This is a genomic window from Streptomyces rubradiris (assembly GCF_016860525.1).
In the GTDB taxonomy this organism is placed as follows: domain Bacteria; phylum Actinomycetota; class Actinomycetes; order Streptomycetales; family Streptomycetaceae; genus Streptomyces; species Streptomyces rubradiris.
In genome coordinates this window covers 1,059,390-1,074,734 of sequence record NZ_BNEA01000001.1, presented here as the reverse complement: position 1 = coordinate 1,074,734, position 15,345 = coordinate 1,059,390, and the positions used below count along the sequence as shown (strand labels likewise).

13 protein-coding genes are annotated in these 15,345 nt (G+C 72.6%); 12 read left to right on the top strand and 1 reads right to left on the bottom strand.

Annotated features, from left to right (window positions below; translation table 11 throughout):
- Nucleotides 1-5: 5 nt before the first annotated feature.
- On the top strand, nt 6-1,361 hold the full coding sequence (locus Srubr_RS04985; protein WP_189996286.1) for a replication-associated recombination protein A: 1,356 nt from the start codon (nt 6-8) through the stop codon (nt 1,359-1,361).
- 303 nt (nt 1,362-1,664) lie between these two features.
- Nucleotides 1,665-2,279, top strand: a complete 615-nt coding sequence (rpsD, locus tag Srubr_RS04980) for a 30S ribosomal protein S4 (RefSeq protein ID WP_020938857.1) — start codon at nt 1,665-1,667, stop codon at nt 2,277-2,279.
- Nucleotides 2,280-2,299: 20 nt separating this feature from the next.
- On the opposite strand, the gene Srubr_RS04975 is transcribed toward rpsD, so the two are convergent.
- The gene (locus tag Srubr_RS04975) at nt 2,300-4,471 is read right to left on the bottom strand and encodes an ATP-binding protein (RefSeq protein WP_189996287.1); all 2,172 of its coding nucleotides are present in this window, start codon (nt 4,469-4,471) and stop codon (nt 2,300-2,302) included.
- 153 nt (nt 4,472-4,624) lie between these two features.
- Between Srubr_RS04975 and Srubr_RS04970 the strand changes: the two genes are divergently transcribed.
- From Srubr_RS04970 to Srubr_RS04925, 10 genes are all read left to right on the top strand, one after another.
- On the top strand, nt 4,625-5,062 hold the full coding sequence (locus Srubr_RS04970; protein WP_106980632.1) for a DUF948 domain-containing protein: 438 nt from the start codon (nt 4,625-4,627) through the stop codon (nt 5,060-5,062).
- A gap of 16 nt (nt 5,063-5,078) precedes the next feature.
- On the top strand, nt 5,079-5,438 hold the full coding sequence (locus tag Srubr_RS04965; RefSeq protein WP_030780949.1) for a hypothetical protein: 360 nt from the start codon (nt 5,079-5,081) through the stop codon (nt 5,436-5,438).
- The gene (alaS, locus tag Srubr_RS04960; protein WP_189996288.1) at nt 5,438-8,110 is read left to right on the top strand and encodes an alanine--tRNA ligase; all 2,673 of its coding nucleotides are present in this window, start codon (nt 5,438-5,440) and stop codon (nt 8,108-8,110) included. Before Srubr_RS04965 ends, alaS begins: the two co-directional genes overlap by 1 nt.
- A gap of 15 nt (nt 8,111-8,125) precedes the next feature.
- Entirely contained in the window at nt 8,126-8,590 is a 465-nt protein-coding gene (gene ruvX / locus Srubr_RS04955) for a Holliday junction resolvase RuvX (protein ID WP_189996289.1), read from the top strand.
- A gap of 122 nt (nt 8,591-8,712) precedes the next feature.
- Nucleotides 8,713-10,368, top strand: coding sequence for an endolytic transglycosylase MltG (gene mltG / locus Srubr_RS04950; protein ID WP_189996290.1), 1,656 nt, complete (start codon nt 8,713-8,715; stop codon nt 10,366-10,368).
- On the top strand, nt 10,349-11,188 hold the full coding sequence (locus Srubr_RS04945) for a shikimate dehydrogenase (RefSeq protein ID WP_189996291.1): 840 nt from the start codon (nt 10,349-10,351) through the stop codon (nt 11,186-11,188). The genes mltG and Srubr_RS04945 overlap by 20 nt, the downstream gene beginning before the upstream one ends.
- A gap of 161 nt (nt 11,189-11,349) precedes the next feature.
- Entirely contained in the window at nt 11,350-12,534 is a 1,185-nt protein-coding gene (gene aroC, locus Srubr_RS04940; protein WP_189996292.1) for a chorismate synthase, read from the top strand.
- A 5-nt stretch (nt 12,535-12,539) separates the two neighbouring features.
- On the top strand, nt 12,540-13,049 hold the full coding sequence (locus tag Srubr_RS04935; protein ID WP_189996293.1) for a shikimate kinase: 510 nt from the start codon (nt 12,540-12,542) through the stop codon (nt 13,047-13,049).
- On the top strand, nt 13,046-14,137 hold the full coding sequence (aroB, locus tag Srubr_RS04930) for a 3-dehydroquinate synthase (RefSeq protein WP_189996294.1): 1,092 nt from the start codon (nt 13,046-13,048) through the stop codon (nt 14,135-14,137). The genes Srubr_RS04935 and aroB overlap by 4 nt, the downstream gene beginning before the upstream one ends.
- Before the next feature lie 167 nt (nt 14,138-14,304).
- A complete protein-coding gene (locus tag Srubr_RS04925) occupies nt 14,305-15,309 on the top strand; it encodes an AAA family ATPase (protein ID WP_189996295.1) in 1,005 nt (334 codons plus the stop codon).
- Nucleotides 15,310-15,345: the final 36 nt, after the last annotated feature.

The window sequence follows — 15,345 nt, the reverse complement described above, 5'->3', positions numbered from 1 at the left end:
TCAGCGTGGAACCCGACCTCTTCACCGCCGCAGCAGAAGAACGCCAGGAGAAGGACCCGGCGGGCAGCCCCCTGGCGGTGCGCATGCGCCCGCGCTCGCTCGACGAGGTCGTGGGCCAGCAGCATCTGCTGGCGCCCGGCTCACCCCTGCGCCGCCTGGTCGGCGAGGGCTCCGGCGGGCCCGCCGGACCGTCCTCGGTGATCCTCTGGGGCCCGCCCGGCACCGGCAAGACCACCCTGGCGTACGTGGTGTCCAAGGCGACCGACAAGCGGTTCGTGGAGCTGTCCGCGATCACCGCGGGCGTCAAGGAGGTCCGCGCGGTCATCGACGGCGCCCGCCGCGCCACCGGCGGCTACGGCAAGGAGACCGTCCTCTTCCTGGACGAGATCCACCGCTTCAGCAAGGCCCAGCAGGACTCCCTGCTGCCGGCCGTGGAGAACCGCTGGGTCACCCTGATCGCGGCCACCACCGAGAACCCCTACTTCTCGGTGATCTCCCCGCTGCTCTCCCGCTCCCTGCTGCTCACCCTCGAACCCCTCACCGACGACGACATCCGCGGCCTGCTGCGGCGCGCCCTCGCCGACGAACGCGGCCTGAAGAACGCCGTCACGCTCCCCGAGGAGACCGAGGAGCACCTGCTGCGGATCGCCGGCGGCGACGCCCGGCGCGCCCTGACCGCCCTGGAGGCCGCCGCCGGCGCCGCCCTGGACCAGGGCGAGAGCGAGATCGCCCTGCGGACGCTGGAGCGGACCGTCGACCGCGCCGCCGTGAAGTACGACCGCGACGGCGACCAGCACTACGACGTCGCCAGCGCCCTCATCAAGTCCATCCGAGGCTCCGACGTCGACGCCGCCCTGCACTACCTGGCCCGCATGATCGAGGCCGGCGAGGACCCCCGGTTCATCGCCCGCCGGCTGATGATCTCCGCCAGCGAGGACATCGGCCTCGCCGACCCCACCGCGCTGCCGACCGCGGTCGCCGCCGCCCAGGCCGTCGCCATGATCGGCTTCCCGGAGGCCGCCCTCACCCTCAGCCACGCCACCATCGCCCTGGCCCTCGCCCCCAAGTCCAACTCCGCGACCACCGCGATCGCCGCCGCCCTGGACGACGTGCGCAAGGGCCTGGCCGGCCCGGTCCCCCCGCATCTGCGCGACGGGCACTACAAGGGCGCCGCCAAGCTCGGCCACGCCCAGGGGTACGTGTACCCGCACGACCTGCCCGAGGGCATCGCCGAGCAGCAGTACGCCCCGGACGCCCTGAAGGACCGCGAGTACTACACCCCGGGCCGGCACGGCGCCGAGGCCAGGTACGCGGACGCCGTCGAGTGGACGCGCAGACACCTCGGTCGCAAGCGGTCCTGAGCAGCCTGTAGACTGCTGCGAAGTGCCGAGTTCCGTGCTGTCAGAGCGGGACACCCGGCCGGAGACCCGGTTCCCCGTGGACCGGCTCCAGGAGCGTCGCGCACCGTCGAACGGTGTCGCGGGCAGCCCACCACCCCCCGTGAGATCCCGGGACGGTCGGTGGGCCACTCGCGTGCTGCACGTATGTGCCCAGACCAGGGAAGCGGCTGCCCGGCAGGTCCCGCGCGGACCCGACGGGTTTTCCCGGCTGCGGATGCGACCTCCCTAATCCTGACGAGCCGGAATCTAGGAAATGAGATAACTGTGGCGAACCAGTCCCGCCCCAAGGTCAAGAAGTCGCGTGCCCTCGGTATCGCGCTGACCCCGAAGGCCGTCAAGTACTTCGAGGCCCGCCCCTACCCGCCGGGCGAGCACGGCCGCGGCCGCAAGCAGAACTCGGACTACAAGGTCCGTCTGCTGGAGAAGCAGCGCCTGCGCGCTCAGTACGACATCTCCGAGCGCCAGCTGGTGCGCGCCTACGAGCGTGCCTCCAAGGTCCAGGGCAAGACCGGTGAGGCCCTGATCGTGGAGCTGGAGCGCCGCCTCGACGCGCTGGTCCTGCGTTCGGGCATCGCCCGCACGATCTACCAGGCCCGCCAGATGGTCGTCCACGGCCACATCCAGGTCAACGGCCAGAAGGTCGACAAGCCGTCCTTCCGCGTCCGCCCGGACGACGTCGTGCAGGTCCGCGACCGCTCCAAGGACAAGACGCTGTTCCAGATCGCCCGTGAGGGTGGCTTCGCCCCCGACGGCGAGACCCCGCGCTACCTCCAGGTGAACCTCAAGGCCCTGGCGTTCCGCCTGGACCGCGAGCCGAACCGCAAGGAGATCCCGGTGATCTGCGACGAGCAGCTCGTCGTCGAGTACTACGCCCGCTGACCCAGGTCACGGCGTAGACCTCAGCCCGCCGTCTCCCCGCCCTTCCGGGTGGGCGAGGCGGCGGGTTCGCGCTGTCCGGGGCCGGTGCCCGGGGCCGGGCCGCGCGGCGCCGGCAGCGCGCCCAGCGCCCCCGGCTTCCGATGCCGCAGCGCCCGCGCCACCGCCGCCTCCCGGTCCAGCCCGGCTCCCGCCCGCACGCACTCGGCGTACCGCGCGTCGCCCAGCGCCCGCCGCGCGGCGGCCTCACACCGCTCGTGCGGCGCGTTGAAGTACGCCGAACCGAACAGCGGCAGCCCCACCGAGGGCCACAGCCGCCCGGCGGCGCCCTGGAGCACCGCCGCCTCCACCGGATCGCCCTGCGCCACCGTCACCAGCGCCAGCAGCTCGATGACGAGCACCGAGCCCAGCAGATCCCGGAACACGTGCGCGTCGGCCAGCGCGCTCGCGAGCAGCTCCCGCGCGCCGGCCGGGTCCCCGTCGGCCCAGGCCGCGTACGCCAGCACATACAGCGCGTACGAACGCGCCCAGCGCTCCCCGTGGTCCTCGCAGACCCGGCGCACCTCCTCGCACAGCCGCACCGCGCCCGGCAGGTCGCCCCGGAACGCCCGGGCCATCGCCAGCTCCACCCGGCCCATCAGGACGTTGCTGTTCAGCTCGCCGACCGCCCGGTAGCGCTCCAGCGCCGAGCGCAGCAGCGTTTCCGCACCGGCCATGTCGTCCGTGACCAGGGCCAGACAGCCGGTGCGGTGCTCGGCGTACGCCACCGCCACCGGATCGCCCGCCCGCTCCGCCCCCTCGCGGCACGCCCGCAGGGCGCGCAGCGCCGGCCCGGTGTCGCCCTGGAGGATCGCCACGTAGCCCAGCACCCACAGCGCCTTCAGCCGGGCCCGCTCGTACCCCGATTCCGGCTCCAGGGTGCGCTCCAGCCAGCGTCTTCCCTCCGACAGCCGCCCGCAGCCCACCCAGCAGAACCACAGCGAACCCGCCAGGTGCTGGCCGAGGTGCGCCTCGTCCGGCCAGGTCAGGCTGCACTCCAGCGCGGCCCGCAGATTCGGCAGCTCCACGTCCACGCGCGCGGCCACCTCCCGCTGCCGGGGCGTGAACCACTCCAGCTCGCACCAGGTCGCCAGGCCCAGGTACCAGTCCCGGTGCCGTCTGCGCAGCCGGTCCGCGTCCCCGGCCGCCGCCAGCCACTCGGCGCCGTACTCCCGGACGGTGTCCAGCATCCGGTAGCGCGGGCCCGCCGGGGTCTCCTCACGGGCGACGACCGACTGCGCGAGCAGCTCCGACAGCACGTCCAGCACGTCCTCCGCGGGCAGCCCCGCCCCGCCGCACACGTACTCGGCCGCCTCCAGCTCGAAGGACCCCGCGAACACCGACAGCCGCGCCCACAGCAGCCGTTCGGCCGGGGTGCACAGCTCATGGCTCCAGCCGATCGCGGTGCGCAGCGTCCGGTGCCGGGGCAGGGCGTCCCGGGCGCCGCCGGTCAGCAGCCGGAACCGGTCGCCCAGGCGGTGCAGCAGCTGCGCCGGGGACAGCGCGCGCAGCCGCCCGGCCGCCAGCTCCAGCGCCAGCGGGATCCCCTCCAGCCGGCGGCACAGCTCCCGTACCTCGGGGCCGTCGGCCACCGGCACCCCGTGCGCCCGGGCCCGGTCGGCGAACAGCTCCACCGCCTCCTCGCAACCGAGCGGCGCCAGCGGGAACAGCCGCTCGCCCGCCAGGCCCAGCGGGCGACGGCCCACGGCCAGCACCCGCAGTTCCGGCAGTCCGCGCAGCAGCCGGGCCACCAGCCGGGCCGAGGTCCCCGCCAGATGCTCGAACCCGTCCAGCACCAGCAGCATCCGCTGGTCCGCCAGCTGCTCCAGCAGCGTCCGGCGGGGCGGCCGGGTGGTGTGGTCGGTCAGTCCCAGCGCCTCCACGACCGCGTACTCCACGAGCTGCGGATCGCGCACGTCGGCCAGCTCCACCCGGCCCCAGCCCGCACCGCCCGGCGCACCGGCCGCCCACCGCGCCGCCGCCCGCACCGCCAGCCGGGACTTGCCCACCCCGCCCACCCCGGTGACGGTCACCAGCCGGGCCCGGCCGAGGGCCGCCGTCAGCTCGGCCAGCTCCGCCGAGCGCCCGACGAAAGCGGTCAGTTCCAGGGGCGGGGCGCCGCCCGCCCAGGGGCCGGGAGCGTGAGGATCTCGCATGGGACACGGAGCGTACTGAACCGTGTTCACTGCGTACAATCACCCGGCGCGGCCGCTCCCGCCCCGGCGGGGAATCCGGTACGGAGCCGGGGCCCCGGCGCGATAGGCTCGGGACACGACTTTTCCGATGCTCAGGCACGTTTCAGGGAGCGGGTGCGCACAGTGTCCGGTACAGAGGTGGCCGGGATTCTGGTGGCCGTCTTCTGGGCGATCCTGGTCTCCTTCCTCGCGGTCGCGCTGGCGAGGCTGGCCCAGACGCTCAAGGCGACCACCAAGCTCGTCGCGGACGTGACCGACCAGGCCGTCCCGCTGCTCGCCGACGCCTCCCAGGCGGTGCGCTCCGCGCAGACCCAGATCGACCGGGTCGACGCGATCGCCTCCGACGTCCAGGAGGTCACCTCCAACGCCTCCGCGCTGTCGACCACCGTCGCCTCGACCTTCGGCGGCCCGCTGGTCAAGGTCGCGGCCTTCGGCTACGGCGTCCGCCGGGCGCTCGGCGGCCGCAAGGGGGAGGACGTGCCCGCCAAGTCGGCCCGGCGTACCGTGATCGTGGGCCGGACGGTCCCCGCCGCACGACGCAAGCGGAAGTAAGGACGAAGACCGAGCGATGTTCCGCCGTACGTTCTGGTTCTCCACCGGTGTCGCCGCCGGTGTGTGGGCCACCACCAAGGTCAACCGCAAGATCAGGCAGCTGACCCCGGAGAGCCTGGCCGCCACCGCGGCGAACAAGGCCCTGGAGACCGGTCAGCGCCTGAAGGACCGCGCGGTCGGCTTCGCGTTCGACGTCCGCGACAACATGGCCCGGCGGGAGGCCGAGCTGGAGGAGGCCCTCGGCATCCACGAGGACCCCGAGCTCCCCGCGCCCCGGCGGTACACCGCCATCGAGAACCACCACAGCGACAACCGCAGCACACCGAAGTACATCGAAGCCCCGATGTACTCGTACAACCGGAATGAGGACCACTGATGGAGTCGGCCGAGATTCGCCGCCGCTGGCTGAGCTTCTTCGAGGAGCGCGGGCACACCGTCGTCCCTTCGGCGTCGCTCATCGCGGACGACCCGACTCTGCTCCTCGTCCCCGCCGGCATGGTGCCCTTCAAGCCCTACTTCCTGGGTGAGGTCAAGCCGCCGTTCCCGCGCGCCACCAGCGTGCAGAAGTGCGTGCGCACGCCCGACATCGAAGAGGTCGGCAAGACCACGCGGCACGGCACGTTCTTCCAGATGTGCGGCAACTTCTCCTTCGGCGACTACTTCAAGGAAGGCGCCATCAAGCTCGCCTGGGAGCTGCTCACCACGCCCCAGGACAAGGGCGGTTACGGCCTCGACCCCGAGCGCCTGTGGATCACCGTCTACCAGGACGACGACGAGGCGGAGCGGATCTGGCACGAGGTCGTCGGCGTGCCGAAGGAGCGCATCCAGCGCCTGGGCATGAAGGACAACTTCTGGTCCATGGGCGTGCCCGGTCCGTGCGGCCCCTGCTCCGAGATCAACTACGACCGCGGCCCCGAGTTCGGCGTCGAGGGCGGCCCCGCCGTCAACGACGAGCGGTACGTCGAGATCTGGAACCTCGTCTTCATGCAGTACGAGCGGGGCGAGGGCATCGGCAAGGACAACTTCGAGATCCTCGGGGACCTGCCGAGCAAGAACATCGACACGGGCCTCGGCCTGGAGCGGCTCGCCATGATTCTGCAGGGCGTGCAGAACATGTACGAGATCGACACCTCCATGGCCGTCATCGACAAGGCCACCGAGCTGACCGGCGTGCGCTACGGCGACGCCCACGACTCGGACGTGTCCCTGCGCGTGGTCACCGACCACATGCGCACCGCCACCATGCTCATCGGCGACGGCGTCACCCCCGGCAACGAGGGCCGCGGCTACGTCCTGCGCCGCATCATGCGCCGCGCCATCCGCAACATGCGGCTGCTCGGCGCCACCGGTCCGGTCGTCAAGGACCTGATCGACACCGTGATCGGCATGATGGGGCAGCAGTACCCGGAGCTGATCACCGACCGCGAGCGCATCGAGAAGGTCGCCCTCGCCGAGGAGAACGCCTTCCTCAAGACGCTGAAGGCCGGCACCAACATCCTGGACACCGCCGTCTCCGAGACCAAGGCCTCCGGCGGCACCGTCCTCTCCGGCGACAAGGCGTTCCTGCTCCACGACACCTGGGGCTTCCCGATCGACCTCACCCTGGAGATGGCCGCCGAGCAGGGCCTGACCGTGGACGAGGACGGCTTCCGCCGCCTGATGAAGGAGCAGCGGGAGCGCGCCAAGGCCGACGCCCAGGCCAAGAAGACCGGTCACGCCGACCTGGGCGCCTACCGCGAGATCGCGGACAGCGCCGGCGAGACCGACTTCATCGGCTACACCGACACCGAGGGCGAGTCCACCATCGTCGGCATCCTGGTCGACGGCGCCTCCTCTCCGGCCGCCACCGAGGGCGACGAGGTCGAGATCGTCCTGGACCGCACCCCGTTCTACGCCGAGGGCGGCGGCCAGATCGGCGACACCGGCCGCATCAAGGTGGACTCCGGTGCCGTCATCGAGGTCCGCGACTGCCAGAAGCCGGTGCCGGGCGTGTACGTCCACAAGGGCGTCGTCCAGGTCGGCGAGGTGACCGTCGGCGCCAAGGCCCACGCCGCCATCGACGCCCGCCGCCGCCACGCCATCGCCCGCGCGCACTCGGCCACCCACCTGACCCACCAGGCCCTGCGCGACGCCCTCGGCCCGACGGCCGCCCAGGCCGGTTCGGAGAACCAGCCCGGCCGCTTCCGCTTCGACTTCGGCTCCCCGTCCGCCGTCCCGACGGCCGTGATGACCGACGTCGAGCAGAAGATCAACGAGGTGCTCGCCCGCGACCTGGACGTGCACGCCGAGGTCATGGGCATCGACGAGGCCAAGAAGCAGGGCGCCATCGCCGAGTTCGGCGAGAAGTACGGCGAGCGGGTGCGCGTCGTGACCATCGGCGACTTCTCCAAGGAGCTGTGCGGCGGCACGCACGTGCACAACACCGCCCAGCTGGGCCTGGTGAAGCTGCTCGGCGAGTCCTCCATCGGCTCCGGTGTGCGCCGTATCGAGGCCCTGGTCGGCGTGGACGCCTACAACTTCCTCGCCCGTGAGCACACGGTCGTCAACCAGCTGACCGAGCTGCTCAAGGGCCGTCCGGAGGAGCTGCCCGAGAAGGTCTCCGCCATGCTCGGCAAGCTGAAGGACGCCGAGAAGGAGATCGAGCGCTTCCGCGCCGAGAAGGTCCTCCAGGCCGCCGCCGGCCTCGCCGAGTCCGCCAAGGACGTCCGCGGCGTGGCCGTGGTCACCGGCCAGGTGCCGGACGGCACGACGCCCGACGACCTGCGCAAGCTGGTCCTGGACGTGCGCGGCCGGATCCAGGGCGGCCGGGCCGCCGTGGTGGCCCTGTTCACGGTCACGGGCGGCAAGCCGCTGACGGTCATCGCCACCAACGACGCCGCCCGTGACCGCGGTCTCAAGGCCGGTGACCTGGTCCGCACCGCCGCCAAGACCCTCGGCGGCGGCGGTGGCGGCAAGCCGGACGTGGCCCAGGGCGGCGGCCAGAACCCGGCCGCCGTCGGCGAGGCCGTCGAGGCCGTCGAGCGGCTCGTCGCCGAGACCGCCAAGTAGGAACGGCTCAAGCAGATGCGCAGAGGACGTCGGCTCGCGATCGACGTCGGGGACGCCCGGATCGGGGTCGCCTCGTGCGACCCCGACGGGATCCTCGCCACCCCGGTGGAGACCGTCCCCGGCAGGGACATCCCCGCCGCCCACCGCCGCCTTCGTCAACTGGTGGAGGAGTACGACCCGATCGAGGTCGTCGTCGGCCTCCCTCGCTCCCTCAAGGGGGGCGAGGGCCCGGCCGCGGTCAAGGTCCGCGCCTTCGCGCAGGAACTGGCCCGGGGGGTCCAGCCGGTGCCGGTGCGCCTGGTGGACGAGCGGATGACGACCGTGACGGCCAGTCAGGGACTGCGCGCCTCCGGCGTGAAGTCCAAGAAGGGCCGTTCGGTCATCGACCAGGCGGCGGCCGTGATCATCCTGCAGCAGGCCCTGGAATCCGAACGGGTGTCAGGCAAACCACCCGGTGAGGGCGTCGAAGTGGTCATCTGATCGCGATACGGTAACGTTCCGCGCGATGCGCCGGTGTTCGAACAGCCGGGGCACAGCAAGAGGCGGAACGGGATCCGGCCGACGGGCCGCGGGACCGTGGGCCTCGCGGCTCTAGGGGATCGATGACTGAGTATGGCCGGGGCCAAGGCTCCGAACCGTGGAATCCGGAGGACCCGTTGTCCGGGGACGGCGGATGGGGCGGACAGCAGGCCCAGCAGGGCTCGCAGTCCCCGTACGGCGACCGGCCGCAGCACTATCCGCAGGCGCCGGGGTACGGCGACGACTGGAGCCAGGGGCAGCAGCCCGGATACGAGGGACAGCAGCACCCGCACCACGACGGCCGGCAGTACGAAGAACAGCTCGCCGGGCACACCCAGCACCAGTTCCACCAGGGCGGCTGGGACGCGACCGGCACCGTCGGCCAGGTGCCCTACGCCGCCGACCCGGGCGATCCCTACGGCCAGCAGCCCGTGGCCTACGGCGGGGAGCAGCCCGACCTCTACGGCACCGAGGACGCCTACCCGCCGCCGGAGCCGCCCGGCCGCAGGCGGCCCGAGCCCGGCCCGGAGGCGGAGCCGGCCGAGGACGACGAGCACGCCCCGGCGGTGGCCGGCGGCGGCGCGGGTGACGACGGGGAGCACGAGCCCGCGAGCCGCCGGGAGCGGCGCGGCAAGGGCCGCAAGCCGGTCAAGAGCAAGAAGCGGCGCACCGGCTGCGCCTGCATGGTCGTCGTCCTGGTGTTCGGCGGCGGCCTCGGCGGAGTCGGGTATTTCGGGTACCAGTTCTACCAAAATCGTTTCGGCACGGCCCCGGACTACGCGGGCGAGGGCACCGGCGAGACGGTCACCGTCGAGATCCCCAAGGGCGCGGGCGGCTGGGAGATCGGCCGCCGCCTGAAGGAGGCCGGGGTCGTCAAGAGCGCCGAGGCGTTCGTCCACGCCCAGACCAACACCCCGGGCGCCGACGGCATCCAGGCCGGTGCCTACCTCCTGAAGAAGGAGATGTCCGCCGGCAGCGCCGTCCGGCTGATGCTGGACCCGCGCAGCCAGAACAACGTGGTCGTCACCCCCGGCGAGCGCAACTCGGGCGTCTACGCGGCCATCGACAAGAAGCTGGAGCTGTCCTCGGGGACGACCAAGAAGGTCGCCGAGAAGCAGTACAAGGACTTCGGACTGCCGGCGTGGGCGCAGAACCACGCCGACCTCAAGGACCCGCTGGAGGGCTTCCTCTTCCCCGGCACCTATCCGGCCGCCAAGGGCATGAAGCCGGAGGCCATCCTCCAGCAGATGGTCAGCCAGGCCAAGCAGAAGTACGCCGCCTACGGCCTGAACGACAAGGCCAAGGAATTCGACCTGGACAGCGCGTACGAGCTCGTCACGGTCGCGAGCCTGGTCCAGGCCGAGGGCAAGACCCACGACGACTTCCGCAAGATGGCCGAGGTGGTCTACAACCGCCTCAAGCCCGACAACACCGAGACCAACCGCAAGCTGCAGTTCGACTCGACCTACAACTACCTCCTCGGCAAGAGCAACATCCACATCTCCGAGGAGGAGATCAACAGCAACCCGAGCCCGTACAACACGTACAAGCACCCGGGACTTCCGCCCGGCCCGATCGGCAACCCCGGCGAGGACGCGCTGAAGGCGATGCTGAACCCGACGCACGACGGCTGGGTCTACTTCGTGGCGACCGACGGCATGAGCAACACCGAGTTCGCCAAGACGTACGCGGAATTCCTAGAGCTCAAGGACAAGTTCAATGCCAACACGGGCAACTGACGGCCGTCGTGCCGCCGTGCTCGGTTCTCCGATCGCCCACTCCCTCTCCCCGGTGCTGCACCGGGCGGCGTACGAGGCGGCCGGGCTCACCGGCTGGTCGTACGACAGCTTCGACGTCGACGAGGCCGCACTGCCCGGCTTCCTGGACCGGCTCGGGCCGGAGTGGGCCGGGCTGTCGCTGACCATGCCGCTGAAGCGGGCCGTCATCCCGCTGCTGGACGAGGTCAGCGACACCGCGGCCTCGGTCGACGCGGTCAACACGCTGATCTTCACCGAGGACGGACGCCGGCGCGGCGACAACACCGACATCCCGGGCATGGTGGCCGCCCTGCGGGAGCACGGCATCGAGGAGGTCGGCTCCGCCGCCATCCTGGGCGCCGGGGCCACCGCCTCCTCCGCGCTCGCCGCGCTGGCCCGGATCTGCACCGGGGAGGTCGTCGCCTACGTCCGCAGCGAGGCCCGCGCCGCCGAGATGCGGCAGTGGGGCGAGCGGCTCGACGTGGAGGTCCGCACCGCGGACTGGGCCGACGCCGCCCAGGCGCTGAGCGCCCCGCTGGTGATCGCCACCACGCCCGCCGGGACGACCGACGCCCTCGCCGCCGCCGTACCCGAACGCCCCGCCACCCTCTTCGACGTGCTCTACGACCCCTGGCCCACCGAACTGGCCGCGCGCTGGTCCATGTTCGGCGGCGCCGTGGTCGGCGGCCTCGACCTGCTGGTCCACCAGGCCGTGCTCCAGTTCGAACAGATGACCGGCCAGGCCCCGGGCCCGCTGGAGGCCATGCGGCAGGCCGGGGAGAAGGTGCTCGCCGACGGCTGAGCCCCCGGAGGCGTCCGCGTGCTGGACCGGCGGCTGTCCGGCGCCCCGGGACGTGGGAGGATCGGAGGTGGCGTGCCGGGGTCGCGCACCCGGTGACGCCGTCGCCGTGCGCCAGGACGCGCACGCCGGGCAGTACCGGGCGCGAGCACTGAGGAGCACCGTTGAGCAGGCTGCGTTGGCTGACCGCGGGGGAGTCCCACGGTCCCGCACTTGTCGCGACGCTGGAGGGTCTTCCCGCCGGCGTACCGATCACCACGGAGATGGTGGCGGACCACCTGGCGCGGCGGCGGCTCGGCTATGGCCGTGGTGCGCGGATGAAGTTCGAGCGGGACGAGGTCACCTTCCTGGGTGGTGTCCGGCACGGGCTGACCCTGGGCTCGCCGGTGGCGGTGATGGTGGGCAACACCGAGTGGCCGAAGTGGGAGCAGGTCATGGCGGCCGACCCGGTGGATCCGGAGGTGCTGGCCGGGCTGGCGCGCAATGCTCCGCTGACCCGTCCGCGTCCGGGGCACGCCGACCTGGCGGGGATGCAGAAGTACGGCTTCGACGAGGCCCGTCCGGTGCTGGAGCGTGCCTCGGCCCGGGAGACGGCGGCCCGGGTGGCGCTGGGCGCGGTGGCCCGTTCGTACCTGAAGGAGACGGCGGGGATCGAGATCGTCTCCCATGTGGTGGAGCTGGCCTCGGCGCGGGCGCCGTACGGGGTGTACCCGACGCCGGCGGATGTGGAGCGGCTGGACGCGGATCCGGTGCGATGTCTGGACGCGGACGCCTCCAAGGCGATGGTCGCGGAGATCGACCAGGCCCACAAGGACGGTGACACCCTGGGTGGTGTGGTGGAGGTGCTGGCGTACGGGGTGCCGGTCGGGCTGGGCTCGCATGTGCACTGGGACCGGCGGCTGGACGCGCGGCTGGCGGCTGCGCTGATGGGCATCCAGGCGATCAAGGGTGTGGAGGTCGGTGACGGTTTCGAGCTGGCGCGGGTGCCGGGTTCGAAGGCGCACGACGAGATCGTGACCACGGACGAGGGCATCAGGCGGGTCACGGGCCGTTCCGGTGGGACCGAGGGTGGTCTGAGCACGGGTGAGCTGCTGCGGGTGCGGGCGGCGATGAAGCCGATCGCGACGGTGCCGCGGGCGCTGCGGACGGTCGACGTGGTCACCGGTGAGGCGGCGCAGGCGCATCACCAGCGTTCGGACGTGTGCGCGGTGCCGGCCGCCGGGATCGTCGCCGAGGCCATGGTCGCGCTGGTCCTGGCGGACGCGGTGGCGGAGAAGTTCGGCGGCGACAGCGTCACCGAGACCCGCCGCAACGTCCGCTCCTACCTCGACAGCCTGGCGATCAGGTGAGCGCCATGCCGGCGATCGTCCTGGTCGGGCCGATGGGCGTGGGCAAGTCCACGGTGGGTCGGCTGCTCGCCGACCACCTCGGCGTGGGCTACCGGGACACCGACGACGACATCGTGGCCGCCCAGGGCCGCACCATCGCCGAGATCTTCGTGGACGAGGGCGAGAGCGCCTTCCGCGCGCTGGAGAAGGCGGCCGTGCGGGCCGCCCTCGCCGGGCACGACGGCGTCCTGGCGCTGGGCGGCGGCGCCGTCCTGGACGAGGAGACGCGGGCGCTGCTGGCCGGGCACCGGGTGGTCTACCTGTCGATGGAGGTCGAGGAGGCCGTCAAGCGCACCGGCCTGAACGTGGCCCGCCCGCTGCTCGCGGTCAACCCCCGCAAGCAGTGGCGCGAACTGATGGAAGCGCGTCGGCACCTGTACGAACAGGTCGCGGTCGCGATGGTCGCGACGGACGGTCGTACCCCCGAAGAGGTCACGCAGAGCGTGCTGGACGCACTGGAGTTGAAGCAGCGATGAGCGACGCAGTCACCCGGATCCAGGTCGGGGCCACGGCGGGCACGGACGCCTACGAGGTGCTGGTCGGCCGGCAACTGCTGGGCGAGCTGGCCGGACTGATCGGCGACCGGGCCAAGCGGGTCGCGGTGATCCACCCGGAGGCGCTCGCGGAGACCGGCGAGGCGCTGCGCGCCGACCTGGCCGGGCAGGGGTACGAGGCCGTCGCGATCCAGGTCCCCAACGCGGAGGAGGCCAAGACCGCCGAGGTCGCCGCCTACTGCTGGAAGGCGCTGGGCCAGTGCGGCTTCACCCGCACCGACGTCATCGTGGGCGTCGGCGGCGGCTCCACCACGGACCTGGCCGGGTTCGTCGCGGCGACCTGGCTGCGCGGGGTGCGCTGGGTGGCGATCCCGACCACCGTGCTGGCCATGGTGGACGCGGCGGTCGGCGGCAAGACCGGGATCAACACCGCCGAGGGCAAGAACCTCGTCGGTGCCTTCCACCCGCCCGCCGGTGTGCTGTGCGACCTGGCCGCGCTCGACTCGCTGCCGGTCCATGACTACGTCTCCGGCCTGGCCGAGGTCATCAAGGCGGGCTTCATCGCCGACCCGGTGATCCTGGACCTGATCGAGGCCGACCCCGAGGCCGCCCGCACCCCGGCCGGCCCGCACACCGCCGAGCTGATCGAGCGGTCGATCCGGGTGAAGGCCGACGTGGTCTCCGCGGACCTGAAGGAGTCCGGGCTGCGGGAGATCCTCAACTACGGCCACACCCTGGGCCACGCGATCGAGAAGAACGAGCGGTACAAGTGGCGGCACGGCGCCGCGGTCTCCGTCGGCATGCACTTCGCCGCCGAGCTGGGCCGCCTGGCGGGCCGCCTGGACGACGCGACCGCCGACCGGCACCGCGCCATCCTGGAAGCCGTCGGCCTGCCGCTGCACTACCGCTACGACCAGTGGCCCAAGCTGCTGGAGACGATGAAGGTCGACAAGAAGTCCCGCGGCGACCTGCTCCGCTTCATCGTCCTGGACGGACTGGCCAAGCCCACCGTCCTGGAAGGTCCCGACCCGGCCGTCCTCCTCGCCGCGTACGGCGAGGTCGGGCAGTAGGTCCCGGACTGTTCCCTCCGTCCGATTCCCTTCCCCGACCGGGCACTTCGGACCGCCCCCGGCCGTTTCACCGAGCGACGGCCGGGGACGGTACCGTTCGGTAGGCAGTGGGGGCGCGCCCCCGCCGCCGGCAGCACAGTGCCTGTACGAGACGAAAGTGGCAACGGATGCAGCACGCAGTGGGTTCTCCGCTGCCGCCGCCCCACCAGCCGGGGCAGGGGCCGCACGCCGGCTGGGCGCCGGCCCCCCATGAGCCGGCCGCCCACCGGCCGGTCTCCCATCAGCCGGCGGCCCACTCCCAGGGCCCGCACCCGGGAGCACCCCGGCGGCCCGCGCCCGTACCCCCGCCGCCCCCCGGCTTCCCGGCCACCCCGCCGGGCCCCGTCCCGCCGGCCCCGCGGCAGCCTCCGGCTTCCCACCGGTCCCCGGCGCCGCAGCCCCCCGGGCCACATCCGGCCACGGCTCCGCAACAGCCGCCCGCGCCCTCCGGTCCGGCGCCCGCGCGGCACGCTCCGGCGCCGTCGGGCCAGGACGCCACCGGGCATGTGCCACTGCCGCCCGGCGGTCCGGCCGGCGCGGCGACGGCGCCGCCCGCCCCGGCCCCGGACGCGACGGCCGCCACCCTCGCCGTTCTCCTCATCGGACCGGCCGGTGCGGGCAAGACCAGTGTCGCCAAGTACTGGGCGGACCACCGGCGCGTCCCCACCGCCCACATCAGCCTGGACGACGTGCGCGAATGGGTCCGCTCCGGTTTCGCCGACCCCCAGACCGGCTGGAACGAGAACTCGGAGGCCCAGTACCGCCTGGCCCGCCGCACCTGCGGCTTCGCCGCCCGGAACTTCCTGGCCAACGGCATCTCCTGCATCCTGGACGACGCCGTCTTCCCGGACCGCCCGGTCGTGGGCCTCGGCGGCTGGAAGCGGCACGTGGGCCCCGGCCTGCTCCCGGTGGTCCTGCTGCCGGGCCTGGACATCGTCCTGGAGCGCAACGCGGAACGCACCGGCAACCGCCGCCTCACCGACGAGGAGGTGGCCCGCATCCACGGCCGCATGGCCGGCTGGTACGGCTCGGGCCTGCCGATCATCGACAACTCCCAGCTCGACATCCCCGGCACGGCGAGGGTCCTGGACGAGGTCCTGGCGAGAGCGATAGCGAGCCCGCCGAGCTGGTAGGCGGCCGTCCGCGACCCCACTCGGCCCCTCCCGGTC